At 69.9% G+C, this 24,752-nt stretch carries 23 protein-coding genes; 4 read left to right on the forward strand and 19 right to left on the reverse strand.

Going from position 1 to position 24,752, the window contains the following annotated elements:
* Nucleotides 1-24 precede the first annotated feature (24 nt).
* Nucleotides 25-1,059, reverse strand: coding sequence for a sphingomyelin phosphodiesterase (locus tag P3T37_RS01365; RefSeq protein ID WP_280721487.1), 1,035 nt, complete (start codon nt 1,057-1,059; stop codon nt 25-27).
* A 147-nt stretch (nt 1,060-1,206) separates the two neighbouring features.
* On the reverse strand, nt 1,207-1,956 hold the full coding sequence (locus P3T37_RS01370; protein ID WP_280721488.1) for a glucose 1-dehydrogenase: 750 nt from the start codon (nt 1,954-1,956) through the stop codon (nt 1,207-1,209).
* Nucleotides 1,957-2,064: 108 nt separating this feature from the next.
* Here P3T37_RS01370 and P3T37_RS01375 point away from each other — a divergent pair, with 108 nt between their 5' ends.
* Nucleotides 2,065-2,652 (forward strand): TetR/AcrR family transcriptional regulator, encoded by a 588-nt coding sequence (locus tag P3T37_RS01375; RefSeq protein WP_280721489.1) that lies wholly within the window; start codon nt 2,065-2,067, stop codon nt 2,650-2,652.
* Between the two features lie 90 nt (nt 2,653-2,742).
* The gene (locus P3T37_RS01380; RefSeq protein ID WP_280721490.1) at nt 2,743-2,904 is read left to right on the forward strand and encodes a hypothetical protein; all 162 of its coding nucleotides are present in this window, start codon (nt 2,743-2,745) and stop codon (nt 2,902-2,904) included.
* 58 nt (nt 2,905-2,962) lie between these two features.
* Here P3T37_RS01380 and P3T37_RS01385 read toward each other — a convergent pair whose 3' ends face one another.
* The 12 genes from P3T37_RS01385 to P3T37_RS01440 form a co-directional block, all read right to left on the reverse strand.
* On the reverse strand, nt 2,963-3,106 hold the full coding sequence (locus P3T37_RS01385) for a hypothetical protein (RefSeq protein ID WP_280721491.1): 144 nt from the start codon (nt 3,104-3,106) through the stop codon (nt 2,963-2,965).
* A gap of 48 nt (nt 3,107-3,154) precedes the next feature.
* Nucleotides 3,155-4,165, reverse strand: coding sequence for a hypothetical protein (locus tag P3T37_RS01390; protein WP_280721492.1), 1,011 nt, complete (start codon nt 4,163-4,165; stop codon nt 3,155-3,157).
* Nucleotides 4,162-7,092 (reverse strand): NHLP bacteriocin export ABC transporter permease/ATPase subunit, encoded by a 2,931-nt coding sequence (locus P3T37_RS01395; protein WP_280721493.1) that lies wholly within the window; start codon nt 7,090-7,092, stop codon nt 4,162-4,164. Before P3T37_RS01395 ends, P3T37_RS01390 begins: the two co-directional genes overlap by 4 nt.
* A 3-nt stretch (nt 7,093-7,095) precedes the next feature.
* Entirely contained in the window at nt 7,096-9,207 is a 2,112-nt protein-coding gene (locus P3T37_RS01400; protein ID WP_280721494.1) for an NHLP family bacteriocin export ABC transporter peptidase/permease/ATPase subunit, read from the reverse strand.
* A 96-nt stretch (nt 9,208-9,303) separates the two neighbouring features.
* Nucleotides 9,304-10,110, reverse strand: a complete 807-nt coding sequence (locus P3T37_RS01405) for an HlyD family efflux transporter periplasmic adaptor subunit (protein ID WP_280721495.1) — start codon at nt 10,108-10,110, stop codon at nt 9,304-9,306.
* A gap of 35 nt (nt 10,111-10,145) precedes the next feature.
* On the reverse strand, nt 10,146-10,694 hold the full coding sequence (locus tag P3T37_RS01410) for a nucleoside 2-deoxyribosyltransferase domain-containing protein (RefSeq protein WP_280721496.1): 549 nt from the start codon (nt 10,692-10,694) through the stop codon (nt 10,146-10,148).
* On the reverse strand, nt 10,691-12,088 hold the full coding sequence (locus P3T37_RS01415; RefSeq protein WP_280721497.1) for a hypothetical protein: 1,398 nt from the start codon (nt 12,086-12,088) through the stop codon (nt 10,691-10,693). The genes P3T37_RS01410 and P3T37_RS01415 overlap by 4 nt, the downstream gene beginning before the upstream one ends.
* A 378-nt stretch (nt 12,089-12,466) precedes the next feature.
* Nucleotides 12,467-13,774, reverse strand: a complete 1,308-nt coding sequence (locus P3T37_RS01420) for an NtaA/DmoA family FMN-dependent monooxygenase (protein ID WP_280721498.1) — start codon at nt 13,772-13,774, stop codon at nt 12,467-12,469.
* Between the two features lie 23 nt (nt 13,775-13,797).
* A complete protein-coding gene (locus P3T37_RS01425) occupies nt 13,798-14,847 on the reverse strand; it encodes an LLM class flavin-dependent oxidoreductase (protein ID WP_280721499.1) in 1,050 nt (349 codons plus the stop codon).
* A 12-nt stretch (nt 14,848-14,859) separates the two neighbouring features.
* The gene (locus P3T37_RS01430; protein ID WP_280721500.1) at nt 14,860-16,149 is read right to left on the reverse strand and encodes an LLM class flavin-dependent oxidoreductase; all 1,290 of its coding nucleotides are present in this window, start codon (nt 16,147-16,149) and stop codon (nt 14,860-14,862) included.
* Complete coding sequence (locus P3T37_RS01435) at nt 16,146-17,096, reverse strand: LLM class flavin-dependent oxidoreductase (RefSeq protein WP_280721501.1); 951 nt, start codon at nt 17,094-17,096, stop codon at nt 16,146-16,148. Before P3T37_RS01435 ends, P3T37_RS01430 begins: the two co-directional genes overlap by 4 nt.
* A 164-nt stretch (nt 17,097-17,260) precedes the next feature.
* Nucleotides 17,261-18,277: a phosphotransferase gene (locus tag P3T37_RS01440; protein ID WP_280721502.1), complete on the reverse strand. Its 1,017-nt coding sequence runs from the start codon at nt 18,275-18,277 to the stop codon at nt 17,261-17,263.
* A 496-nt stretch (nt 18,278-18,773) separates the two neighbouring features.
* Here P3T37_RS01440 and P3T37_RS01445 point away from each other — a divergent pair, with 496 nt between their 5' ends.
* Nucleotides 18,774-19,694 carry a cupin domain-containing protein gene (locus P3T37_RS01445; RefSeq protein WP_280721503.1) on the forward strand — a complete coding sequence of 307 codons (921 nt, stop codon included), beginning with the start codon at nt 18,774-18,776 and terminating at the stop codon, nt 19,692-19,694.
* Here the strand turns inward: P3T37_RS01445 and P3T37_RS01450 are convergent.
* The 5 genes from P3T37_RS01450 to P3T37_RS01470 form a co-directional block, all read right to left on the reverse strand.
* Nucleotides 19,691-20,050: a hypothetical protein gene (locus tag P3T37_RS01450; RefSeq protein ID WP_280721504.1), complete on the reverse strand. Its 360-nt coding sequence runs from the start codon at nt 20,048-20,050 to the stop codon at nt 19,691-19,693. The two genes, P3T37_RS01445 and P3T37_RS01450, sit on opposite strands and share 4 nt — an antisense overlap.
* 62 nt (nt 20,051-20,112) lie before the next feature.
* Complete coding sequence (locus tag P3T37_RS01455; RefSeq protein ID WP_280721505.1) at nt 20,113-21,513, reverse strand: SagB family peptide dehydrogenase; 1,401 nt, start codon at nt 21,511-21,513, stop codon at nt 20,113-20,115.
* Nucleotides 21,514-21,691: 178 nt separating this feature from the next.
* On the reverse strand, nt 21,692-22,444 hold the full coding sequence (locus tag P3T37_RS01460) for a MerR family transcriptional regulator (RefSeq protein ID WP_280721506.1): 753 nt from the start codon (nt 22,442-22,444) through the stop codon (nt 21,692-21,694).
* Between the two features lie 130 nt (nt 22,445-22,574).
* A complete protein-coding gene (locus P3T37_RS01465; protein WP_280721507.1) occupies nt 22,575-23,522 on the reverse strand; it encodes a hypothetical protein in 948 nt (315 codons plus the stop codon).
* An 84-nt stretch (nt 23,523-23,606) separates the two neighbouring features.
* On the reverse strand, nt 23,607-23,939 hold the full coding sequence (locus P3T37_RS01470) for a hypothetical protein (protein ID WP_280721508.1): 333 nt from the start codon (nt 23,937-23,939) through the stop codon (nt 23,607-23,609).
* Between the two features lie 234 nt (nt 23,940-24,173).
* Here P3T37_RS01470 and P3T37_RS01475 point away from each other — a divergent pair, with 234 nt between their 5' ends.
* Complete coding sequence (locus P3T37_RS01475) at nt 24,174-24,749, forward strand: hypothetical protein (RefSeq protein WP_280721509.1); 576 nt, start codon at nt 24,174-24,176, stop codon at nt 24,747-24,749.
* The last annotated feature ends 3 nt before the right edge of the window (nt 24,750-24,752 follow it).

Genomic DNA, 24,752 nt, shown 5'->3' on the forward strand with positions numbered 1-24,752 from the left:
GTCCCCCAGCCCTTCGTCATCTCATCAGCCCAGCTGGAAGGTGGCCTCGACCGGGTAGTGGTCGCTCGGCGAGTTGGTGTCCAGCTGCCCCTGCGTCCAGCCCGCCTGCGGGTCGAAGTCGGTGTTGACCGTCGGCAGCGCCAGCGGCACCGGGCGGCCCGGGGCGTTGAGGTAGCCGAGGTAGTCCAGGCTGTCCTGGTAGTTGCTCGGGAAGCTCTCCACGCCCGACATGAACTGGCACCAGGCCGAGACGGTGCAGTCCATCGTGGTCAGCGTCTGACCCGGGTTGGTGGCCGGGGTGCCGAGCACGCCGCCGACCGCGTTCTGCGCGTTGGCGAAGTCGCCGCGGCTCTGGCCGTGGAAGTACTCCACGTTGAGGTCGCCACCGAAGAGCACCGGCGCGGTGGAGCCCACGATGCCGTTCACCCAGCTCTGCACCTCGCCGAGCTGGGCGAGCCGGGTGGCCTGGGTGGTGTCGGTGGAGGTGTTGCTCTGGTCGGCCTGCAGGTGGGTGCCGGCCACCCAGGTCTTCACGCCGCCCTTGTCGACCTGCGCGAGCACGGCGCCCTTGTTGGCGTTGTAGTCCCAGGTGCCCGAGGTGGAGTTGCTGTAGATGTGCGCGTACTGGGCGGTGATCGGGTACTTCGAGAGGATCATCGTCCCGCCGTTGATCACGAACGGGGAGTTGGAGCAGTCGCCGCTGATCCCGGTCCAGCCGCCGCCCGAACAGGTCTGCCCGATCACCGGCGTGCGGTACGGGTAGAGGTCGGCCAGCTTGCTGTTGATGTCGCTGGTGGAGCTGTGGTTGAACAGCTCGTCCAGGATCACCACGTCCGCGTTGTGCTGGCGGACGATCGACTCGACCACCGGGGTGCGGGTGGAGGCTCTCTCGTTCTCCATCGAGTCGACGATCGAGGTGCCGAGGTCGACGTTCCAGGCGAACACCGACAGGGTCGAGCCGCTGGGCGCGGCGGCGACCGCGGCCTGCGGTGCGGCGCTGAGCAGGGCGGCCGCGGCGGCGATCGAGGACAGGGCGGCGGCGGTTCGGCGCAAGGACATGGAGATGGCTCCTGAGGACGGGTCAGCTGCGTGCATGACAGCGGAACCGTAGCTACTCATGGGTACGTTTGGAAGAACTTCGACCCATGAATCCGTGGCAGAAAGATGTCTGCACAACCTTGGCCGCACCCGACCTGAATCCGGGCGTCAGGCGAGGCCGCCGGCGGCGGCGATGCGCTGGCCGGTCACCCAGCGGGCGTCGTCGGTGGCGAGGAAGGCCACGATGTCGGCGATGTCCTCGGGCTCGCCGACCCGGCCCAGCGGCGTCATCGCGGCGACGGCCGCGAACTGGTCGCGGATCGGGGCGGTCTGGTCGGTGTCGACCAGGCCCGGCAGTACGGAGTTGACGGTGATCCGGCGGGCGCCGAGCTCCTTGGACAGGGCCAGGCCGAGGTGCTCGACCGCCGCCTTGGTGGCGGTGTAGACGCCGAAGCCCGGGAAGGCCGACCTGGTGTAGCCGGTGGAGATGTTGACGATCCGTCCGCCGTCGTTCAGCAGGCGGGCGGCCTGCTGGAGGGCGTAGAAGGTGCCCTTGACGTTGACGTCCACGACGCGGTCCAGCAGTGCCGTGTCGATCTCGGCGATCGGGCCGTGGGCGCCGAGGCCGGCGTTGTTGACCAGGATGTCCAGCGAGCCGAAGGCGGCGACCGCCTCCTTGAAGAGCCGCTCGACGTCGGCCTGGACGCCCACGTCGCCCTGGACGGCGATCGCCTGGCCTCCGGCGGCCGTGATCGCGCCCACGACGTCCTGGGCGGCCCGGTCGTCGCGGTGGTAGTTCACCGCGACGCGGGCGCCGTCGGCGGCCAGGCGCAGGGCGATGGCCCGTCCGATGCCGCGCGAGGAGGCGGTGACCAGCGCGGACTTACCGGACAGCTTCTTGGTGGGGTCGGTGTTCATGCGATTAATGTAGCGATCGCTATATATAAGCGCAAGCATCCAGTCGGGCTCCCGTGAGACCATGTCAGTAGTTTTCGTAGCGAACGGTACAAATAAGGTGGGCGATCCATGGTCCGGGGAAGGCCGCGCGGTTTCGACCGCGCCACCGCGCTGCGGCAGGCCACGATGCTGTTCTGGCAGTACGGGTACGAGGGCGTCTCGGTCGCCGAACTGACCCGCCTGATGGGCATCAGCACCCCGAGCCTGTATGCCGCGTTCGGCGACAAGCGCACGCTCTTCAACGAGGTGGTGGAGAACTACGGCCGGACCTTCGGCGGCTTCGTCGCGACCGCCCTGGAGCAGGAGCCGACCGCCCGGGACGCCTTCGCCCGGGTGCTGCACGAGGCCGCCGTCATCTACACCGACCACGAGCACCCCGCCGGCTGCCTGGTCATCACCGCCACGACCAACGTGACCCCCAAGGACGTCGACGTCGCCGACATGCTCCGCGACCTGCGCCGGTCGAACCTCGCGCTGTTTCGCGCGCGCATCGAGACCGATGTCGCGGCAGGCCTGCTCCCGGCCGGGACCGACGCCCACGCGCTGGCCGTCTTCTACGCGGCGGTCATCCAGGGAATGTCCCAGCAGGCCAGGGACGGTGCCTCGACCTCGGATCTGGAGTCCACCGCGGAACTGGCACTGGCGGCCTGGCCCTGAACCCAGGTGGGCGCCGGCAACGTAGTCATGGATAGGTCACTGACGCGAACGGGCGCCATGGCCGGCCTGACCGGACGAACGGGAGCCTCGATGACTCATGGCACGGAGAACTCGGCCACTTCACTCGACAGTCCTCTCGTCGAGGCGGTGGACCGCACTCGGGAGGTGGACACGGAGTTGCGGGACGAGGAGCTCGACGTGGTGGTCGCCGGTGTGCCTCGAACGCTGCACGGTTGGGGAATGACCATGTGAGACCCCGCGGGCGTTCTCGTGCCCGCGACCCCGTAGCCGAGGTCGCGGGCACGAGGTCTCACACGTACGGCGGGTAGGTCGGCTGGCCCCCGTCGCCCCCGCCGATGGCGTCCAGATCTCCGTCGCAGATCTCCTCGTCGACCTCGGCATTCACTGCCGCGGTCTCGTCGGCCTCGGTGTTCTGGAGGTTGATGTCCTTCATGGTGGCGAACTCCTCTGGTGATTTCTTCTCGGATGGGCCTTGCAGGGGTCAACTGACGTTGATGGGAACCTCGTTGTAGCCGATGACCTGGGCCTTCGACCCCGAGGCGCTGGTCGGGACGTACGTCAGGAACGTCTCCAGCCGGCTGATGGCGAACTGGCTCGCCGTCGCGCCCGCGGGCTTTCCCAACTGCGCGGCGTCGGTGCCCTTCGCGGCCAGCGAGACGGTGCCTCCGGCCTTGACCGGCGTCAGCGTGTCGGTGACGACGTCGGTGGTGAACGCGAGCACGCCACCGTCCGAGGTCCGCAGGGCATAGGTGCTGGGGGGTGTCTGGCCCAGCGCCCTGGAAAGGGTCGTGCCCTGACCGCTCAGATACTTCTGGCCGAGGGCATAACCGTTGGAGAGGTTGTCGTCCAGCGGGGCGCTGTAGGAGAACATGTCCTTGCCGACGAGGTTCTTCTCGTAGTGGTCGAGAATATGGGCGCCCAGGGAATCCGGAGAGACCAGCAGGCCGTCCGGGCTCGAGACGGCGGTGGCGGCGCCCGGACTGCCGACGGCGATCTTCGGCACCGTCCCGGTGACGTTGAGCGAGTATGCGGCTCGGTAGGGCGCTCCCGGCCCGTCCTGCACGAAGACACGGTACGAGGGACCGGGGTAGGGCACCCCGCCCTGCGCCCGGCTGGACACGGCCAGGAACCAGTGGGGGTAGGCCGCGCCCGAGGCGGCGTAGACGGTGACGCCCTTGTCGGTGATGGGGGCGACCGTCTGGTTCAGTTGCTTGCTGATGCGCATCCATGCGACGTCCGCCGTGAGCAGCGGCGCGGTTTCGATGCCGGTCAGGCCCGTGCTGTCGAGGGCGGTGTTCACCTGGTTGTTCGCGTCGTCGTAGCGGCTGACCACGGCGGACGCGTCCTCCTGGGAGATGACCGCCCCCGGAGCGGACGCCTGTGCGCCGGCGGCGCCGCCGCGGGCTGTGCCGCAGCCGGCCGTGAGGCCGATACCCAGGAGCACGGTCGCCGCGGCGGCCGGCAGACGGAGCCTTCTCTTCGTGCGGTTCACATCATCACGCTTTCTGATTCGTGCATCTGCCTGCGCACCAGTTGGTGGAAGAGGCTCGTGGAGTCGCGGAGCAGCTCGGACGGTTGTCCGCATTCGGCAACCCGGCCTTCGGCGAGTACGACGACCTTGTCGGCGTCGAGGATGGTCGAGAGCCGGTGCGCGATGACGACGCGGGTCGCGTTCAGGCGCTGGGTGCTCTCGGTGACGATCCGCTGGGTCTCGTTGTCCAGGGCGCTGGTGGCCTCGTCGAAGAACAGGATCCTGGGGCGGCGGATCAGGGCGTGCGCGATGGCGAGGCGCTGGCGCTGGCCGCCGGAGAACGTCCCGCTGTCACTCACCAGCGTGTGCATCCCCATCGGCATGGCGCGGATGTCCTCGGCGATGCCCGCCAGTTCGGCAGCGGCCCACGCGTCGTCGTGGCTGTAGTTGAGGGCGCCGGTGATGGCCTGGAAGACGGTGCCCGCGAACGGCTTCGCCTGTTGCAGAACGACGCCGCACTGGCGCCGCACCGCGACCCTGTCCAGGGTGGCCAGGTCCTGGCCGTCGTACAGGACGTTGCCGCTGGTGGGCTGCTCGAAGCCCAGCAGCAGTCGCAGCAGGGTCGACTTGCCGCAACCGCTGGGGCCGACGATCGCCACGAACTCGCCCGGCCGCATGCTCAGGGACACGTCGTCGAGTACCGGCGGACTGCTTTCGTCGTAGCGGAACGTCACACGGTTGACCTCGATCTCCCCTGACAGTTCACCCGGCACGGTGTGCGCGTCCGAGGCCTCCGGCAACTCGGCGAGCAGCGGCTTCATCCGCTTGAACATGGGGATGACCGCGAAGGCCGAGGCGAGGGAGTTGGTCACCTGGATGACTGCCGCCAGGACGATCCCCAGGGCTGCGTTGAAGGACAGGAACCGGGTCATCGACAGTGTCCCGCGGGCCGGCCCGCTGATGACCACAAAGGTGAGCAGCACACAGATCAGCGGGTAGACGCCGTTGAACGTGGCTGCCGCGTTCTGGTACCTGCCGATGCGCTTCTGCAGCTCCTTCTGCTGCGCGAACTCGTTCGCCCAGGCCGCGAAGGCGCGGTTCTCGGCGGCTGCCACCCGCAGCTTGGGAAGCCCGCGAAGCCTCTGGTACACGCGGTTCGCGAGCTTGTGCTCCAACTCCAGGGACAGCGTCTGCCACTTCATCTGCCGTGCCCCCAGCACGACGAAGAACACCACCCCGACCAGTACGTACAGCCCCGTCAGCAGGGCCAGCGGCACGCTGAACCAGAACATCACGGCGAAGTTCACCACGGCGACCACGCTGGAGTAGAGCACCACGTAGCTCACGTTCATCAGCACCGTGCGGATGTTCTTCACCCCCAGCGCCGCACTGGCCAGTTCGCCGGTGGAGTACCGGCGGAAGAAGGGGGCCGGCAGGCGCAGCAGCCGATCCCAGACCGCGGCCTGGAGGTTGGCTTCGAAGCGGCCCCCGACGCGCAGCAGCGCCAGGTTCTCCAGCACCGCGAAGACCGCCGACGCGAGGGCGGCTATCAGCGTCAGGACGCACAACTGCACGATGAGGTTGCTCTGGGCGTTCGGGACGAACGTTCCCAGGATCAACCCGGTGCTGATCGGCACCGTCGTGCCGACCGCGACCGCGACCAGCGCGAAGGTGATCAGGTTGCGGATGTCCCGCCCGCTGCCCTTCAGGCCGAACAGGATCAGCCGCCCTGTGCTGATCGGCCGTTCGGGCAGTGGCGGGTAGAACAGCACCCCGGTGTCGTCGAAGTCCGCCGCCGTCTGCTCGCGCACCGGGCTCTTCTCACCGGTGACCGGATCCCAGGCCACGTACCGTCCGCGCCTCCAGACGAACGCCACCGGGTCGAACGAGTCGCAGCGGCGGCCGACGAACGGTCCGATGTTCGTGCGCCACCAGCGCTCGTCCAGACTCACCGCGCGGATCCGGAAGCGCGAGCGCACGGCGATCGCCTCGATCGGACCCATCCTGCCGCCGGCCGCGGAGCCGGTCGCCGGCAGGATGGGGATGCCCAGCTCGTCGGCCACGATGCGGCAGGCCGCTTCGGTGGAGTCCTCGGTGTGGACGGGTCCGCTGCGCGAGACGTGCTCGGCCGGGTCGAGCACCGCTTGCAGCACGCGGTTGGCCTTGTCGGTCACCGCGTCGTCCATCTCGCGCACGGCTCGGACCCGGGACTCGGCCTGCTCCACCTCGGCGGCGATCACCCGGTCGGCCATCCGCAGCATGCGCTCGTTCACCGCGGCCAGGCGCTCCCACAACCGGCCGTCGGCCAGCAGGTCGCCGGTCGAGCAGGTCCTGAACGAGGCCGAGGGCCCGCCGCGGACGGAGCTGCCCTCACCGACCACGAACGTGTCGCCGCGGGAGAGCCACTCGCCGCTGGTGGCCGTTCCCACCCACAGCCGACCGGTGAGGACCTCGACCCAGAGCAGTCCCGCGGCTGAACGCCCGCATTCCCCTTCCGGCAGTTCACCCCGGCCTCCGAGGAGCAGGTGCTCCCGGGCTGCCGCCTGCTCGGCGACGAAGCCCAGCAGGCCTTCGAGCCCGGCGTCGACACCGCGGGCGAACGCCTCACCCGCGTCACCGCTCAGGAAGCCTGCCAGGTCCGCGGCATCCAGTCGCAGGACGCGCGAGCCGTGGACGGCCCGCAGGACCGGAACGCTGGAGGGGCACGACGGCGGCGCGGCGATGACGGCGCCCGGGGTGAAACGGCTGACGTAGTGCCACGGACCGCCCTCAGCGGCCTCTACGGCGAACAGGTCGACCGCTCCGTCGGTCACCAGCCACAGGGAGTCCTGGCCGGCCAACCGCACATGTCCCGCACTGAAGTCGACCTCGGCGCCGATCCCGGCGGGCGGTAGCCAGGCCGCCGCGACCGCCGGCAGCCGCTCTGGCCTGGAGGATGTCGTGCTCATGCGTCAGTGCTCCCTGATGAGCTGGGCGTAGGCGCCACCGGCGGCGCACAGGTCGTCGTGCGTCCCGCGCTCGACCACGTCGCCCCGGCTCAGCACGACGATCTCGTCGCTGTCGCGAATGGTGCTCAAGCGGTGGGCCACGACGACCGTGGCGCAGCCGTGGCGGCGGATGTTGTTCATGATCAGGAGTTCCGTCTCGGCGTCCAGGGCGCTGGTCGCCTCGTCCAGGACGAGCAGGCGCGGCTTGCGGACCAGCGCTCTGGCGATCTCCAGGCGCTGGCGCTGCCCGCCCGAGAAGTTGCGGCCGTCCTCCTCCACCCGGGCGTAGATGCCGCCCGGACGCGAGGACACCACGTCGTACACCGCGGCGTCCCGGAGTGCGGCGATGACCTGCTCATCGGAGATGGAGGTGTCCCACAGCGTGATGTTGTCCCGCACGGTCCCCTCGAACAGGAAGACGTCCTGGTCGACGAAGCCCACCGAGGCGCTGAGCACCTCCGGCGCGATGCCGTCGCGGGGGCGGCCGTCGATGTCCACCGAGCCCTCCCAGGGCCGGTACAGGCCCGAGATCAGGCGCACCGCGGTGGACTTGCCGCTCCCCGAGCCGCCGACCAGCGCGATCTGCCGGCCGGGGCCCACCGAGAAGGAGAACTCGCTGACCAGCGGAGCATCCAGCGGGTTGTAGCCGAAGGTGACCGCGTCGAAGGTCAGGTTGCCGGCGAGTCGCCCTGCCGGGCCGTCGGAGGCGGCCGGGCGTGCTTCCGGTTGGTAGTTCTCCACGTCGCGCAGCCGGGTGACCTGCACGGCGAAGTCCTGGACACGCTGCGCCACGGCGATCAGCTGGGCGATCGGGCTGACGAAGGCCGAGACCAGGGCCTGGAAGGCGACGAGCAGACCCACCGTCAGATTCCCCTGCACCGCCTGGAGGCCGCCGACCAGCAGCAGCAGAGAGGTGGTGACGGACGCCAGAGTGGGAGCGACCACGGCCATCACGGCACTCGGCACGCCGATCTTCTGCTGCCCGGTGACGACGACGGACTGTTCCTTGGCCCAGCGCCGGAAGAAGGCGTTCTCGCCGCCGGTGGCCTTCATGGTCTCGATGAGCTGCAAGCCGCTGTACGAGGTGATCAGCAGCTGCGCCTCGTCGGTGGCCAGCCGGCTGACCCCGCCGGCCCTGATCCGGGCCACCGTGCGCAGGGCCACGATGTTGAGCAGGGACAGCGTCACGCTCAGCATCGTCAGCCAGGGGTCGTAGGACCACAGCAGACCGGCGTAGAGCACGATGACCAGCGCGTTGACCAGCGTGCTCGACAGGTCGTTGGACAGGGTCACGGCGACCTGGTCGTTGGACTGCATGCGATTGCTGATGTCCGCCGGACTGCGCTGGACGAAGAAGTTGATGGGCAGTTTGAGGACGTGGCGCAGGAAGCGGGTGCTGTTGATCGTCGCGTTCGAGATGCGCAGGCGCAGCAGGAACGACTGGCGCAGGAAGGTGAGCACCCCCGTCACCATGACGGTCGCGATCATCAGGCCGAAGAACGGCATGAGGAACGAGCTGTCGCCGCCCAGCAGGATGGCGTTGATGAACGCCCGGGTGAGGGCCGGATACGCCACGCCGACGACCGCGAGCAGCACGCTGACGTAGGTGCTCAGGGCGAGCAGGCCCCCGCTCCCGCGCAGCCGGGTCGGCATGCTCGCGAGGACGCCGGGGCGCCGGCCGCCGGTGCTGAACCCTTCGCCCGGCGACATGGTGAGGACCACGCCGGTGAAACTCTCGTTGAAGTCCGCGAGGTTGACGACCCGCGGGCCGCTGCCGGGGTCGTTGAGGTAGACGACGTCCTTGCCCAGGCGCCGTCCGAACCCGTTGAGGACCACGAAGTGGTTGAACTCCCAGAACAGGATCGCCGGGGGCGCCAACTTCGACAGCGCCTCGGTGTCCATCCGGCGTCCGACCGCCGTCATGCCGTAGCGTCGCGCCGCCTTGAGGACGTTCGAGGCCTTCGAGCCGTCCCGCGAGACTCCGCAGGCTACCCGCAGCTCCTCCAGCGGCACGTAGCGCTTGTGGTGGGCGAGGACCATGGCGAGGCTGGCGGCCCCGCATTCCAGTGCTTCCATCTGGAAGATCACCGGTGGCTTGACGCGGCGTGCCGGACGGCGCCTCAGCCGCTCCCGCACCTTCGACATCCTGCCGGTGCTTGTGAGTTCGGACATCTACGACAACACCCAGCTCATCGGCTTGGCCGAGGGCAGGTGCACCGAAGCGCTCACCAGCGTGCGGGAATCGATCAGATAGGGCGGGCCGGTGCGGGTGGACCACCGGAACCCGCTCGTCGTCCCCGGTGTGGTCAGCAACTGCACGACCACCTGCATCGGTTGACCCTGGCCGGAGAACTGCCTGGCCAGTTGGTCGTCGCCGAGGAAGCTCGATATCTGCCCCTCGGTCTGGGAGAACTGACTGAGGGACTGGACGACACCGCGCAGCACCCCGTACTGCTGCGCCGGAGCGGACCGCAGATCGAGGTCCACGCTGCTGCCCTGGGAGATCAGCCCGGCACTGCTCGTCGGTACGTACAGCACCGCGACGAGCGGATCGCTCGGGCCGCTGGTGCGCTCGACCACGGCGAGGCTGGTGCCCGCCGTGACCACCTGGCCGACCTGCGCCAGGATCGCCGTGGTGCGTCCGCCGCTGAAGGCGCGCACAGTCTGCAGCGTCGAGTCGACCTGGACGGTGAACAGCGGAGCCTGCGCCGGGAAGGTCGTGCCCTGCTGGGCGAACACCCCGGTGATCTGCCCGGAGACCGGGCTGTCCAGGGTGTAACTGCCCTCACCGTAGGTGAGGATGCCGGGGACGGTGACCTGACGCGGTATGGACCCGGTGAACGCCCACAGCGTGCCGAGGGCGACGAGTACGGTGACCATGAGCAGCGCGACCAGGCTGCGTGGCTTGGCCAGCGTGGCCGCTGTACCGAGGTCGGTGGTGGACTGGAGCTTGGCGAGAGCCTGCTCACGGAACTGCACGGGTGGCCCTCCTTTCCTGGATGAATGGTGTTCTGTCAGACGGACTGGAGGCTGCCGGCCGTCGAATACGCCTCGACCAGCGACTTCTCGGTGTGGCGAAGCGCCCGGACCACGTCCGCGACCGTGCTGCTCAGGTCGCGGCGCACCGAGAGGTCCGGACGGATCAGCCGCAACTGGGCCCCCACGTCGTCGCGGCGCACGTAGCCGGGCTCGGTGCCGACGGCGATCGGCTTGTACGTCGCGGCGGCGACACCGAGTTCGTAGAGCGCGATCGGCTGCTCGGGCGCCTTCTCGTTGCCCTGGGGAAACCAGAAGAGGACCACGTCGGACGCTCGAAGGGCATCGTGCTCCCAGCGCACCAACTCGTGGCTGAACGCGCAGGCGGAGACGACCCGGCTGGGGCTGAACACGGTCACCGGGCGATCGGTCCCCACCCGTCTCCACTGGTCGGCGAGCGCCTCGATCGCCGACTGCCGCCAGTCGGGGCAGTTGCGCATGCCGCCGGCCAGGAACACCGTCAGCGCGTCCGGTGCGGACGGGACTTCCTCCAGCGATCCGATGACCTGGAGAGGCGATCCGTTCACACTGTCACCGGGCCGGTGTAGGCGTCGCTCCGGACTCCGGAGCGCAGGTAGCCGGTGCCCTCCATGGCGCCGGGCGCGACCTCGAGCCGTTGGACGACGGGGTTGCGTTTGCCCTGGCCGCTGAGCACGAACGTGCCGGTGGTGGACAGCTCGAGGCGAAATCCCCGGCCGTCGCGGAAGTACCCGGCGAGGTCGCGATTGATGGACTCGACGCACCGGCCGGCTTCCCCGGTCGCGGGCGGCACGATGAGTTGCAGGACGCCCGGGCGCTCCTGGAGGACCTGGAAGTCCGCCAGCCCCGCGTTGGACAGTGCGGCCAGCAGTGCGTAGGGGGAGTAGACGCGGCCGTCGCCGCCCACCAGGGTCGCCTTCGCCCGGCCGACCAGCGAGTCGACCGCCGTCCCGGGCAGACCGCAGCCGCAGAGCGTCGGCGGGGAGCACAGATCGCCCGTGACGTAGCGGATCACCGGCATCACCCGGGTGAGGAGTCCGGTCAGGACGACGCTCCTCAGCGCCTGGTCATCGTGGTAGGGCAGCAGCTCGGGGGTGACGAAGTCGTCCTGGAAGTGCAGGTTCCCCTGTCGGCACTCCCAGGCCGCGGTGCCGGTCTCGGAAGTCACGTAGACCATCGTCACAGGGCACTGGAAGGCCTCCTCGATCATCCGGCGCCCCTCCTCGGCCAGATGCTCGTACGAGGCCACCACGGCTCGCGGCCGCACGCGGACTCCCCGGTCCAGGCAGTACCGCGCCAGGCTCACCAGCCGACTCGAGGTACCGACGATCCGGTCGACGGGGAAGGCCCCGACGACCGCCGCGTAGGTCTCCACGATGGCGGGGGAGGACGGATCGAAGCCCCGCAGGTTGCATCGGACGTACGGACGGGGCAGGTAGCCCGCCTCGACCAGCGGGGTTCCCTCGAAGTGGAGCCCCAGGTTCAGTTCGGTGCCGGTGTCGGGCAGCCCGAGGTAGCGATTGAGCCGCTCGGCGATCACCAGGGTGGACAGTCCGCCGGTCTCCGTGGTCGAGAGCAGCCGCACCGGCTGGCCGGTGCTCCCACTGGTCTCGTGGATGAAGTAGCGGCCTGCTTCCATCCGACCGGTCTCGTCCCTGCTGATCGAGTCGATGAATCGATCGTGCAGATCCGACTTGCGGGTCAGCGGGAAATCCCTGAGCGCCGGCTTCGGGTGGTCCTGCAACGGCCGGTAACGGGGTACGGTCGTGCGGGCGTGGGCCAGGATCCGGTCAAGTCGTTCGGCGGCCTTCGCGCTGTCGAACTCGACGAGCTCCTCGATCTCCGCCCGCTTCTGCGCGTAACGGGCCGAGCGCAGGAAGCGGTTCAGCTTCTCGCCGATTTCCGCCACTTCACGCTGTGCGTCGGACAAATTGTTCTGCATCACGGGCAACCCCTCCTGGCCGGTGCCGGACAGTCCCACCTGCCGTGCGGCCGCGTTTCGAGCCCGGGGCCCGGAACGCGGCCGGAAACGGCAGGGTCAGATCACGCCGGGCCCCTCGCCGCCGGCGATGCCCTCCAGGTCCTCGTCCCGGAACTCGTCATCCGCGATGACGTCGGCCGTCGGGTTCAGGTTTTCCTTCTCGCCCATCGAAAATCCTCCTGCTCGTCGCGAAACACCGATAAATGATGTCGGAGAGAACTCTCGGCTCCGCTCGGTGATGTCGTTGACGATATTTCCGGGCGACGGAGTCCGGCAACCTCTGCGGTGAATTGCCACCAAGGTGCGCAGGGCATCGCCGCACGTTTGCAGCGATCGGTGTCATCGAGCTCGATTCGTGCTTTCCGGCAGGCCGAGATTGCCCCGGAGTGTGTCGGACTCGTACTCCGCGGGGAGAACTCCGCGGGACTGGAGTTCGGGCACCACGTGCTCCACAAAGCTGTCCAGCCCGCCGGGGGCCTGGTCGGGGACGATGATGTAACCGTCGCAGGCGTCTGCCTCCACCTGCTCGATCATCGCGGTCGCGATGTCGGCCGGGGTCCCCGCCAGGGCCTTCGTATCCGTGACCAGCGCGACGAGCTGTCGGATCGACAGCTTCCTGGACTCCGCGACCTGTCGGAGGAACGCCGCGCGGTCGGCTCGCCGCTGTGCGTCCGCGCCGGTCGGTCGTCCGGCGATGAACGCCGAGCCGTCCGGGTCCGGGTCGATGTCGGGCAACGGACCCTCGGGGTCGTAGCCGGAGAGATCACACCCCCAGAGCTCCTCCAGGTAGTAGATCGCCATTTCCGGCGTCACGATGTCCAGACGCCTCATCCGGGCCAGTTCCTCGGCGTCCGCCCGTGACTGCCCGACCACGTAGGTGATCGCCGGCATGATCTTCAGCTGCCCCGGGTCGCGGCCGTGGCGCGCGAGCCTGCCCTTGACGTCGGCGTAGAACTCGCGGCCGGCGCGGCCCTTCTTCCTGCTGTAGATGACTTCCGCGTGGGCGGCGGCGAACTCCCTTCCCTGCTCCGAGTCCCCGGCCTGCATCAGGACCGGCTCGATGCCGTCGCACGCGGTGGCAGCGTGCCCCTCGGCGTGGAAGTGGCGTCCCTGGTGGGCCAACGGCACGCTGTCCGGTGTTCCGCCGGCGCGCCATATCGAGCGGCACAACTGGACGAACTCGGCGGCGCGCTCGTAGCGTTGGGCATGAGGGAGGAAGCCGCCGCGACGGAAGTTCTGCCCGATCCAGGCATCCGACGTCGTCACGGCGTTCCAGCCCACCCGCCCGTCCGAGAGATGGTTGACGGTGGCGAGCTGGCGCGCGATGTCGTAGGGCTCGTTGAACGTGGTGTTGACGGTGGCCACCAGGCCCAGCCTGTCCGTGACGGCCGCGACGGCGGAGATGATCGTCAGCAGATCGTGCCGACCGGCCACGCCGATCTCGGTCACCTCGCCGTCCCGCTCGGGCAGGCGGAGATCGTCGGCGAGCAGCAGGTAGTCGAACCGGCCGCGCTGGGCGGTCCGGGCCAGGCCGGCGATCGCGGCGAAGTCGATCTGGCTGCCCGGCAGGCCGCCCTTCCACACCGTCGTGGTGGGATTGACCGGGAAGAGAACGCCCAGATGGACTCGGCGCCGTCCAACGTTCACTGCGGGCTTCCTTTACTGAGGGGCTACGGGACCAGGCTGTTGGGTGCCGTGTGCGGCAGCCCCAGGCGCTCACGGAAGCTGCGGCAGCCCGGGCCCCAGGGGGAGACGAGGCGGCGCGTGCGCAGTTCGGGAACGGCTTCGTCGACGAAGCGGGACAGTTCCGTCGTCACATCGGCGAAGACGAGACGGAATCCGTCCACCAGGCCCGTCCGCGCCCGCGCTTCGAGGAAGTCGGCGAAGGCGCGGACATCCCCGATCTGCGCTGCGCCGCCCGCCTCCCACGCCCACTGTCCGGCCGGCAGCCCGCGGCAGTCCACGAAGAGGTCCGCGATGATCCTGGTTTCGCCCCGGAGTCTCGGACGGGTGCCCGCGATCCGCTCCAGGCGGCCGAAGACCATGTCCGCGCGGGCTGCCAGCGGCAGATCCTCGTCGGAGGTGATCCGCACCGCCGTCACCGGATGTCCCTGAGGCGGTCGCGGGACGATCCCGGGGCCCTTCACCTGGAAGTACCTGCCCTGATGGTTCACGGCGCGGATCCTGGCCCGGTCCAGGAACCGCCCGGTGGCGGCGTCGCGGATCTCGGCACCGTCCTCCCAGCTGTCCCAGAGCCGGGAGACCACCTCGACGAACTCGACAGCCTCCTCGTACCGGCTGGGGAGGTCGCGGGCAGACCGATCACCGAAGAGCTGCGCCTCCTCGGCGCTTCTGGACACCTGCACGCACCATCCCGCGCGTCCGGAGCTGACATGATCCAGCGTTGCCAGGGCCTTTGACACGTGGAAGGGCTCGAGATAGCTCACGGTCGCCGTCGCGACGAGCCCGATCGACGTGGTCTGCGGTGCGACGTGGGCCAGCGTGGCCACCGGGTTCAACCGGCTCTGGCAGAGCGGCTGCCGGCCCGGCGCCGAGTCCGACCGGGAGGTGAGGACTTCGCCCAGCGTGACGAAGGCCAGCGATCCCCGCTCGGCCAGTTTGGCGGCCCGCGCACAGTCGGAGGCGGCGGGCCCCGGCCGCGCGGCGGGCCGTGCGGATTCCGGTTCGCCGATCTCCACGCCCAGGAACACGTGATTCATGGATGTATCCCGTCAGGATTGCGTCGATTGTCCGAGGTGGTCGCGCAGGGTCTCGCCGGTGTAGGCGGTGCGGTAACTGCCACGCTCCTGCAGCTCGGGGACCACTCGGTCGACGAACTCGTCCAGGCCGCCAGGGGCGTACCCGGGTACCAGGACGAATCCGTCCGCGCCGCCCGAACGGACATAGTCGGTCATCTGCTGCGCCACCCGGGCCGGGGTGCCGACGAAGGGCTTTCCACCGGTCAGTTTCATCACCAGCTGCCGGATGCCGAGGCCGTGTTGGGCAGCGTAGGACCGCCACTTCTGCGCCCGCGCCGACCTGGCCTCGGCCGCCGCGATACCGGGCCACTCGGACGGGTCCGGTGCGCGCTCCGGGTCGGTGTCGGGCAGTGGCCCGTCGGGATCGTGGGACGACAGGTCGCGCCCCCAGGTGCGTTCCAGGTAGCAGATCGCCAACTGCGGGCTGATGGCGAGCTCCTGGGCAGCGCGTGCGTTGTCGCGAGCCTCCTCGTCGGTGTCGCCGAGGGCGAAGGAGACCCCGGGCATGATCTTCACCTGGTCGGCGCCCCGCCCCTGCCGGGCTGTCCGACTGCGGATGTCGGCGGCGAAGGCGTGACCTGCTCTGCCGCGGTGCCGGCTGTAGACCACATCCGCGTGCGAGGCGGCGAACTCCCGGCCCTGCTCGGAGTCGCCGGCCTGAATGGTGGGTGGGCACCCCTGCGGTCCGGCGGGGACGGTGAAGTGCCCGCTGATGCGGAACTGGGGACCGTCGTGCTGGAACAGGCCGGGACCGTCCGCTGCCCGGCTGCGCCACATGGTCCGGGCGGCGCAGACGAACTCGGCTGCCCGCTGGTAGCGGTCGGCATGCGGCAGGTAGCCGCCGCGGCGGAAGTTCTCGCCGGTCCAGGCGTTGGACGTGGTGACCACGTTCCACCCGCTGCGGCCGTTGGAGAAGTGGTCCAGCGAGGCCAGTCTCCGCGCGACGTCGAACGGTTCGTTGAAGGTCGCGTTGACGGTCGGGACCAGCCCGATTCGCTCGGTGACGGTGCTCAGGGCTGACAGGACGGTGATCTGATCGAGTTCTCCGGCGGTGCCAACTTCCGAGACGGCGCCGCGGTGTTCGGTCAGCCGGGGGTAGTCGGCGAGGAGGAAGAAGTCGAACAGACCGCGCTCCGCGGTGCGGGCCAGGCCGGTGAAGGTGGCGAAGTCGCTGTGGTCACCGGACCGCGGATCACGCCAGCCGGCCGATTGGTTGGAGGGGAAGAGAGCCGCCAGGTGCATCGCCTTGCCGGTAGTGCTCATCGTGAGGCCGATGCCTTTCGGAGCGGGAACCCGCTGGGCGCCCGGGCGGGTAGGCCGAGCCGCTCGCGCAGCGACCCGCCCGGAGTGCCGGACCGGGCCGGGTGACGCCGGCGCAGCAGGGGGACGACCTCGTGGACGAGGCGCTCGACGGCACCGGGGAGCGCGGCGGGTCGCACGTGGAAGCCGTCGACGGCCCCGCACGCGTACACGGCATCGAGTCGAGCGGCGAGTTCGGCGGCGCTTTCGGCGCAGAGCATCTCGACCTCACCGAGGATCCGGACCCCGGCTCCCACGCGTGCCCGTACCTGCTGCGCCTCGTGGACCTCGGTGAACACCAGATCGGCGCCGCAGGCGGCAGCCGACGAGGAGTGCCGGCCCGGACCGGACGCGAGCACGGGGTGGCCCTGCGGCGGCCGCGGCACGACGGCCGGGCCCCTGATGCGGAAGTGCTGTCCCACATGGTCGATGTGACGGACCCTGGCGCGGTCCAGGAAACGGCCGCTCATGGTGTCGCGGATGACCGCGTCGTCCTGCCAGCTGTCCCACAGCGCGGTGACGACGTCCGTGAACTCGGCTGCCTGCGAGAGCAGTTGACCGGCCTCCGGCAGGGGCTCGGGGCCGAAGTGCGCGGCTTCGGCCGGCGAGGCCGCCACCCGCGGGCGCCATCCCGCCCGGCCGTGGCTGAGGTGATCGAGAGTGGCCAGCGCCCGGGCGACCTGGAAGGGCTCGGCGTACGTGGTCGTCACCGTCGCCACCAGGCCGATCGTGCGAGTCGCCGGTGCGACGGCGGCCAGCGCGGTCACCGCGTCCGGTTGCCCGTCCGGCACTGCGGTCAGGGCCAGGGAGTCGTCGAGCGTGACGAAGTCCAGGCCTGCCCGCTCGGCCGCGACGGCCAGTCGCCGCAGGTGCCGCCACCCGACACCGTCGACGGCCACACCGAGCAACATCCGGACTCCTTACCGGGCAGTCCCGCGCCGGGTCGCCCTCCTGCCCGCAGCCTAGGCCGGGAGGCCCCCGGCGGTCCGTCCCAGCAGCCGGATGGCACCGCTCCCGGCCACCGCGGCCCGCACGCTTGCACGGATGCGTGCGACGGAGCCGCCGAGGCCGACGATCAAGCCCCGACCAGCACGTTCGCCACCTGCTCCGGGTGTCCGGACCACCAGGAGAGCAGCAGGCTGTCCATGGCGAACAGGTGGTCCCGGGTGCGGTCGTGGCGCCGGTAGTGCCGCTCGAGGTGGCGCAGGTCGCAGGCACGCTGCCACCAGAGGAACTCGGCCGCGTCGGCCAACTGCCGGTCGGAGAGCGGCGACAGGGCGCGGTATCCGGCGACGAAGGCGGCAGCCTGCGTGGTGGCGAGCCCCCGGCGATCACGGGAGGGGAAGAGCAGCATCACCGAGCGCACCACCTCATGGGCGTAGGCCCGGGTCGTGAGTGCGTCGAAGTCCAGGACGGCGGCGATCCGGCCGCCGTGCCACAGCACGTTGGCCGTGTGCAGGTCGCCGTGGATCCAGCCTGCTGCTCCCGGCTCCGGCAGGCTCGGCGGCCGAGGTGGGCGGGCCGCCTCCAGCAGGGCGCGGCGGCCCGGCAGACACGCGAGGACGAACCGGTCGAAGGCATCGCGGTCGGGCTTGCGGGCGGCCAGTGGCAGGAACGCGTCGACGGCGCGCAGGGCCGCGTTCCGGTCGGCTGCCGCAGGGGTCTCGGGGGTGCTCGAAGGCAGCACCTGCGCCAACTCGTGATGGACGCGCGCCAGTTGCCCGCCGAGCGCGCGTGCCTGCCCGGGGCTCATCACCCATCCGGGAAGGTGGCGACCCTCCACCCAGGGGTACAGCGCGAACAGGCCGCCCGCCGCCTCGACCAGGGTGCGTCCGTCCGGCGTTGCCAAGGGTGCGGCAACCGGCAGACCGCGCTCGTGCAGGGCACGCACCGCCTGGTGCTGGCGTCGAATCTGTTCCGGTTCCGCGCCCAGGGACTGCTTGACGAACAGGTGCCCTCGCCGACCGGTCTCCACCTGCCAGCAACGGTTCGTCAGTCCCACCGTGACGGGGTGAACCGCGACGACTCCACTCAGGCCGAGCCTGCGCAGCACCACGTCCGGCAGCGGCACGGAGGCCGCCGAGTCATCCATCGCCCGCTCCGGTGTTCGTCGGGTCAGGCCGGAAACGGCCTCGGTGCGGCCATTCTCCGGGGGACGCGGACACGAGGTCCAGGACAGTGATGTGGTCCGAGAACAACCGTGGCACGAACTGCCGGAACGGTTCGGCTACAGCGGTGCAGATACCTGAGCAAGTGTCGGAGAATTCTTGTGCCTCCTGTTCCGTGAGCCCTAGGTTCGAAACGTCTCACCGAGCGAGAGGCTGCCGGGAATTCCCCGGGCCTTTCCGTCGGAAAACACCCGGAACCCCCTTGGGAGTAATCATGAGCGACACCCAGAACGTCACCCCTCAGACCGCGTCGGACGAGTTCAGTGCCGAGGTCGACGACGAGGACCTGGAGGCCATCTCGGGCGGCGAGCTGGTCATCTGACGTTCGCTCCCCCCGGTCGGGTGCCGGCACCTGTCGCAGGCACCCGACCGGTCGTCCACTCGTCAGCCCCGGTCCCGCTACGGAAGGCCCACTCCCCGATGGAAACTCTCCGGTCCCTGGTGGGCGACCCCGTACCGTTCCTGGCGACGGTGTGGCGTCGCCAGGCGTGCCTGCTGCGCCCGCCGACACCGCTCGCCCCACCGGTCACCCTGGCAGACGTCGACGCCGCCCTGGCCTCGGGCCTGCTGCGCCGCCCCTACCTCGAACTCGTCTCCGCCGGACAGCCCCTGGACCAGGGCGACTACACCAGCGCCCGCAGCGTCATGGGCCACGACTTCGGCGGCTACGCCGACCCTGCCAAGGTCATGCGACAGCTCGATGCCGGCGCCACCCTGCTGATGCGCAAAATCGAGCACTGGCACTCCGGGGCAGCCGCACTCACCGACCGCCTCGGTGCCGAACTGGGCCGACGTATCGAGGCCTTCCTCTTCGTCACCCCGCCCGGCCGGCAGGGGTTGAGCCCCCACCGGGACGACGCGGACGTCTTCGTGCTGCAACTGCACGGCAGCAAACGGTGGCAGGTTCACGCGGTCCCCGAGGACGGGCACTGGCAGGCCGACCCCGAGCCGGACCCGGGCCCCGTCCGGCTGGAGACCACGGCACACGCCGGCGAGGTGCTCTACATCCCCCGCGGCGCACCGCACTCGGCCGTCGGACACACCGCCGGGCTGTCCTTCCACCTGTCGCTGACCGTCCGCCAGCCCGGCACCGCCGACCTGCGCACCGCGCTGGCCCGCCGCCTGAACGACGGGCTCGACCTGCCCCGCCTGCCGGTGGACCCGGCAGAGCTGCGCCGCACCGCGGCCGAGCTGCTCGACCACTACCGGGAGCAGCTGGCCGCACTCACCCCGGAAGACCTGTGCGCCGCCGCGGAAACCGTCCCGCGGCCGGGCACCGGTACCGCAGCACCCGAGCCCGCCCGAACCCTGACGGGCCTGGCGGCAACTCTCCAGAGCTAACCGATTCCCGGAAACCCCGGAAACCCCGGAGTTCCCACCCCGGCCACCAGCGCATCCAGTTCCTCCTCCGCGAGATCCCGCGCGTCGAGCGGATCGGGATGGGGCACGAACAGCGTGAGCCGGCCACTGACCGCTGCCTCCTCCCACGACCGGATCTGGGCGGCCATCACCTCCGACACCGCAGGCCGGTCACGGACGACGACCACGGCCGTTCCCACCGGCACCCGAATGCCGTGCTCGGCGAGCAGGACGCGCGGGTCCTGGGCCAGTAGCCGTTCCCGGCCCGGATCGGACCACACGGCGGCCACCAACGCGCTGTAACCGGAGGCGAAAGCGGTGCGTTCGGTGGAGTGCATGGCACGGTCCTCTGCTCTCAGTTTGCGGACGGCTCTCTGTCTGCGGACGGCGGGCGCGAACCTCATGCCGGCTCCTGACCGTCGGGCGGGCAGGAGCCGAGGGCGAACTCGGCGATGGCCGGCTCGGCCAGCGTGTCCAGACCGGCCAGCGCGGAGAAGGAGGCGGCGTCACCCGCACCGAGGGCGCAGGGAGCCAGGCCCATGTCCGTGGCGACCAGATACATCCAGGCGGTCAGGATCCCGGAGTCCTTGAGCGCCAGCGCGTACGGGATCCCCTCGTACTTGCGCATCAACGCTCCGACCCGGGCGGTGATCACGAACAGGACCTGCGGCGGGCCCGGCATGGCGGCCGTCGCACGGGCGAACGACAGCATCCGCTCGGTCTCGGGCCCGGGCGCGGCGACCGTCGCCAGGCGATGCTGCGCCGAGTCGTAGTGGTAGAGGCCGCCGGGCAGGCCCGCGCACCGCGAGACCAGGGGGTAGATCTCCAGCTCGCCGAGACCGCCCGCGCCCGGATAGGGCCGAACGCCGTTCAGCCGGCCTTCGCTGTCACGGAGTTCGAGGCGCTGAACCCGGTGGAGGAACTCGCCGAGCTGCCCCACGGTCACCGGCCGGCTGTCATCGTGCCGTCGCACGCTGCGGCGCCGCGACATCACCGCCGCCAGGGAGCCGGACGGCAGCGAGCCGGACGCCAGGGTGACGCGAGGGGGTGTGGGCAGCGTGACCGAGGGGCGGCCGTCGACGGCGGCCGTCTGCGCGAGGTCCGCCTCCAGCAGACCGCGGAAGCGATCGGTCGCGCCGATCGGCGCCGCGTGGCGCTCCGGGCGGGAGCGGTCGTGCAGCCAGAGTTCCTCCGCCGACCAGAGGGCCATCGGTGCCGCACGGGTCTCGGCCTCGGCTTCCTCCGGGGTCAGCAGCAGGCGGGCGGAGAGCAACTCGTCCAGCAGGAGTCCCGCTGCCGGCTTCTCGAATCCCAGCTCCTCGGCTACTTCGCCGAGGCCGATCTCCTCCGCGCAGGCGCGGGCCAGGACAGCGGTCAGCCGGAACTGCGGGCAACTGATCCCGACGGTGCTGAGCGGCGAGTACGCCACCATCCGGCCCTGCTCGGCACGCAGCACCGCGAACCTGGACAGCCGGTAGACCGCCCCGGGGCTGTGGCGGCGCTGAGGCGGAACGCTCTGGGCACCGATCCGGCGGGGCACGACGTCCAGCACGGCACGGGTTCCGATCGAGACCCGGCGCTCCAGCCAGGAGTGCAGCAGCAGTCGACGCACCAGCAACTGGGCCGGCAGCAGCCGCGAGTCGCCTTCCAATCCGGTGACGAGCTGGGCGATCTGCAGGTCACTCAGCCAGTTCTCCACCATCCGCAACAGCACGGCGCGGCGTCCTGCCTCCAGCCCGGGCAGGCGCAGCCGGTAGCGGGACTGCTCGATGACAAGGCAGCCGCCCGGTTCCTCGGTCAACCGGGCATCGACACGCAGCCGGTAGCTCTCGGACCTGAGGGTGCCTGGAACGGAAAGAGTGCGGTTCACTGGTTTTCATGCTTCCGGTACTGGGACGGCCGTGCGGCACGTCGGCAGGGACTGTGGACCAGGCGGACCAGGTCGACCAGGGAATTCAGACGCACGAGCAGGGCCGCGCTCACCCGTTCTCGACCACCAGGTGCTCCTCGACCCAGGCGTCGGAACCACCGTTCTCCGTGAGCAGTTCGGTGAGGAGCTCACGGCCCCGGTCCTCTGCGGCGGCTCGGAACGTGCTCACCAGCAGCTCCACCAACCCCTCGGTGAGTCGCGCGCTCTGGGGTCCACCGGCCGGACGGGCCGCCGCCGGTCCTGGTGCGAACACGGGTGCGTCGGCGATGAGTTCCGCGCTCGACGAGGTGACCAGGTCCTCGGCGGCGCTGGCGATCCGGTCCAACGACCGGGCCAGGCATCGCAGCGCGGCCGCCGGCGCCACGCCCGTTCGGACGAGCTCCATCGTCGCCCGCTGCACCGCCGGGCGTGCAACGGTCATCGTGCCGTCGGCCTCCCACCCGAGCATGCCGTGCCGGTTCAGGGAGTAGAACACCGCGGGCTGGTCACGCACCGCGCGGTTGACCGCGGTGGCGAGTTGGGCTTCCTCGGCGTCGCGGCCGCCGGCACCGAGGAACGCCGCGATGGACACCAGGTTGAAGCCCTGGCGCTGCAGGGACACGATGTGCTGCAGGCGACGGACGTGGGTCTCGTCGTAGTAGCCGATCCGCCCCCTGCGGGCCGGCGGGCGAAGCAACTTGCGGGACTGGTGAGCACGGATGTTGCGGGGTGACATCCCCACCAGTCTGGAGATCTCCTCGACCGTGTAGGAGGCATCCGGCCGATCGGATTGGGAAACGGCCTGCGGTGGAGTTGACTCCATCTGTCGCTCCTCGGTAGTGCGATGGGTGCGGGTAATGAGTTAGACGGACCGGAAGGCCGCCGGGTTCACCAGGCCCGGACTGCTTCCTCCGCCTGCTGACCTTCGCCCGCATCCACCACGCGCAGCCGCACTACAGGTATCCCGAGCGTTCGGTGGTGTCCGGCAGCTGCAGGTGCTGGACCACGGGGTTGCGCTTGCCGCTCGCGGTGAACTGGAAGTCGTGGTGCGGGCGGTGGCGCAGGCGAAAGCCCTGCTGGGCACCGAAGTGCGCGTCCAGGCGGGTGTTGATGTCCCGTACGCGGGCATCGGCGGCGTCCGCCGGGCCGGTGCTCACCAGGTCGAGCGTGCCCGGCTCGTCCTGGACGACCTGGAAGTCCGGCAGGCCGGCGGAAGCCAGTGCGGCCAGCAGCGCGTAGGGCGAGTAGGCCGATCCGTCGAGACCGACCAGGCTGGTGCGGGCCCGGCCCAGCAGACCGTCGGTCACGGTGCCCGGCAGGCCGCACCCGCAGTCGATCGGCTGGGACGCGAGGTCGCCCGTGACGTAGCGGATGACCGGCATCGGGGTGGACAGCAGAGCGGTCAGGACGATTGCGCCGACGCCCTCACTACCGCCGTCACCGCCGTCACCGGCCGGACCGATCTCGGGTAGGACGAAGTCGTCCTGGAAGTGCATCAGCCGCCGGCTGCACTCGAAGGCCGCGTACCCGGTCTCCGACGTCATGTACACCATGGTCACCGGGCAACCGAACGCCTCCTCGACCAGACGGCGGCCGCTGTCTGGCATGTGCTCGTGGCTGGCCACGACACCGCGCGGACGCAGGACGATGCCGCGGTCCAGGCAGTATCGGGCCAGGGCGATGACGCGGCTGGAGGACCCGGCGATCTGGTCGACCGGGAGGCGTCCGACCACGGCCTCGTAGTCCGCGACGATGTCGGGCGCATGGGGGTCGTATCCCCGCAGGTTGCACTTGACGTACGGGTGGGGCAGCATCACCGGCTGGAACAGCGGAGTGCCGGGGTGGAGCAGTCCCAGGTTGAGGACGGTGCCGCTGTCCGGCAGACCGAGGACGGCGCTCAACCGCTCCCGGAGCACGTTGTTCGACAGTCCGCCGGTCTCGGCGGTGGACAGCAGGGTGACGGGCTGTCCGGTGCTGCCGCTGGTCTAAGCGAGGGAGAACGCGCCAGGTGCCATCCGGCCGGTCGCATCGCGGCTGATGAAGTCGACGAAGTGCTCGCGCAGGTCGTTCTTGCGGGTCAGCGGGAAGTCACCCAGGCTCAGGTGTTCGCGGTCGCGAAAGGCGCGGTAGTACGGGACCTTCGTCGAAGCGGTGGCCAGCAGCTGGTCGAGGCGCTCGCGCCCTCGGCCGGGATCGTACGGAGCCAGGCTCTCGAGCTCCTGGCGCCTCTCCCGGAACCAAGCGGACGACGCCTTGCGCGTGATGCGCTCGCGCAACCGCTGGAAGTCGCGTGCCAGATCGCTCGGCAGGTTCAACACACAGCCCTTCTTCGTCCGTTGCGGTCTCCGGATGGTGAATTCCCGAGACCGATTCGAACCTAGGACTCCCGGCACAGGAGCCACAAGGATTCTCCGATGCTTGCTCAGGAGCGTGTACGACTGGGTCCGGACCGTTTCACTGATTCGTGCCGCAGTCGTTCCGTGCCGGTCACCGGATCTGAGGCGGTAGCCTCCTGGGATCCCGTCGGACACTCGCAAGGAGGCATCGCTGCTGTGAATATCCGTCCGATCAGGGCCGAGTTGATCGACGATTCGGTTCCATTTGCCGATGAGGGGCCGACCAACGGCGGCGGCGTTGTCCTCCCCGGGCAGACGAACGACAGTTCCAGGTGGGTGACGAGAGCGCAGATGCGCAGCGCCGTGCGACGCGGCGATCCCACCGCGGTGTGGTACTACAGCGGCACCTACCAGGGGAAGTCGGTCGAGGCGGCAGCAAAGGCCACTGCCAGGAAGTACGGCGGGCGGACGATGATGATGCTGATCGAAGACCTTGACCTGTGCACCCCGTACTACTCGGATTACTCCGGAAAGGCCGCGGCCTTCTGGCGAAACGCCTCACTGGGATTCTCTGAAGCCGCGCAGGGTGAGGTGCGGATCATATTCGGCGATGCCGTCAGGAAGGGAAACACCTGGCAGCGGGTGGAATGCCCGGTGCTCATGGCGAACCCGCACGTCGCTTCCGTGCTGTGGGCCCAACCCGGCACGCTGTTCCAGAAGCTGCTGGGCAGGGGCCAGTCCGATCCGCGCTACCAACTGCCTGTCGGAGTCGCTCTCGTTCATGCATCATGACGG

Origin of the sequence: Kitasatospora sp. MAA4, from assembly GCF_029893355.1 — a bacterium.
Lineage (GTDB): Bacteria > Actinomycetota > Actinomycetes > Streptomycetales > Streptomycetaceae > Kitasatospora.

What these genes read in the sequence shown, in the direction of transcription:
- P3T37_RS01365 (WP_280721487.1), bottom strand. Translation starts at nt 1,059, where the DNA reads ATGTCCTTGCGCCGAACCGCCGCCGCCCTGTCCTCGATCGCCGCCGCG.
- P3T37_RS01370 (WP_280721488.1), bottom strand. Translation starts at nt 1,956, where the DNA reads ATGAACACCGACCCCACCAAGAAGCTGTCCGGTAAGTCCGCGCTGGTC.
- P3T37_RS01375 (WP_280721489.1), top strand. Translation starts at nt 2,065, where the DNA reads ATGGTCCGGGGAAGGCCGCGCGGTTTCGACCGCGCCACCGCGCTGCGG.
- P3T37_RS01380 (WP_280721490.1), top strand. Translation starts at nt 2,743, where the DNA reads ATGACTCATGGCACGGAGAACTCGGCCACTTCACTCGACAGTCCTCTC.
- P3T37_RS01385 (WP_280721491.1), bottom strand. Translation starts at nt 3,106, where the DNA reads ATGAAGGACATCAACCTCCAGAACACCGAGGCCGACGAGACCGCGGCA.
- P3T37_RS01395 (WP_280721493.1), bottom strand. Translation starts at nt 7,092, where the DNA reads ATGAGCACGACATCCTCCAGGCCAGAGCGGCTGCCGGCGGTCGCGGCG.
- P3T37_RS01400 (WP_280721494.1), bottom strand. Translation starts at nt 9,207, where the DNA reads ATGGAAGCACTGGAATGCGGGGCCGCCAGCCTCGCCATGGTCCTCGCC.
- P3T37_RS01415 (WP_280721497.1), bottom strand. Translation starts at nt 12,088, where the DNA reads ATGCAGAACAATTTGTCCGACGCACAGCGTGAAGTGGCGGAAATCGGC.
- P3T37_RS01425 (WP_280721499.1), bottom strand. Translation starts at nt 14,847, where the DNA reads ATGAATCACGTGTTCCTGGGCGTGGAGATCGGCGAACCGGAATCCGCA.
- P3T37_RS01430 (WP_280721500.1), bottom strand. Translation starts at nt 16,149, where the DNA reads ATGAGCACTACCGGCAAGGCGATGCACCTGGCGGCTCTCTTCCCCTCC.
- P3T37_RS01435 (WP_280721501.1), bottom strand. Translation starts at nt 17,096, where the DNA reads ATGTTGCTCGGTGTGGCCGTCGACGGTGTCGGGTGGCGGCACCTGCGG.
- P3T37_RS01440 (WP_280721502.1), bottom strand. Translation starts at nt 18,277, where the DNA reads ATGGATGACTCGGCGGCCTCCGTGCCGCTGCCGGACGTGGTGCTGCGC.
- P3T37_RS01445 (WP_280721503.1), top strand. Translation starts at nt 18,774, where the DNA reads ATGGAAACTCTCCGGTCCCTGGTGGGCGACCCCGTACCGTTCCTGGCG.
- P3T37_RS01450 (WP_280721504.1), bottom strand. Translation starts at nt 20,050, where the DNA reads ATGCACTCCACCGAACGCACCGCTTTCGCCTCCGGTTACAGCGCGTTG.
- P3T37_RS01460 (WP_280721506.1), bottom strand. Translation starts at nt 22,444, where the DNA reads ATGGAGTCAACTCCACCGCAGGCCGTTTCCCAATCCGATCGGCCGGAT.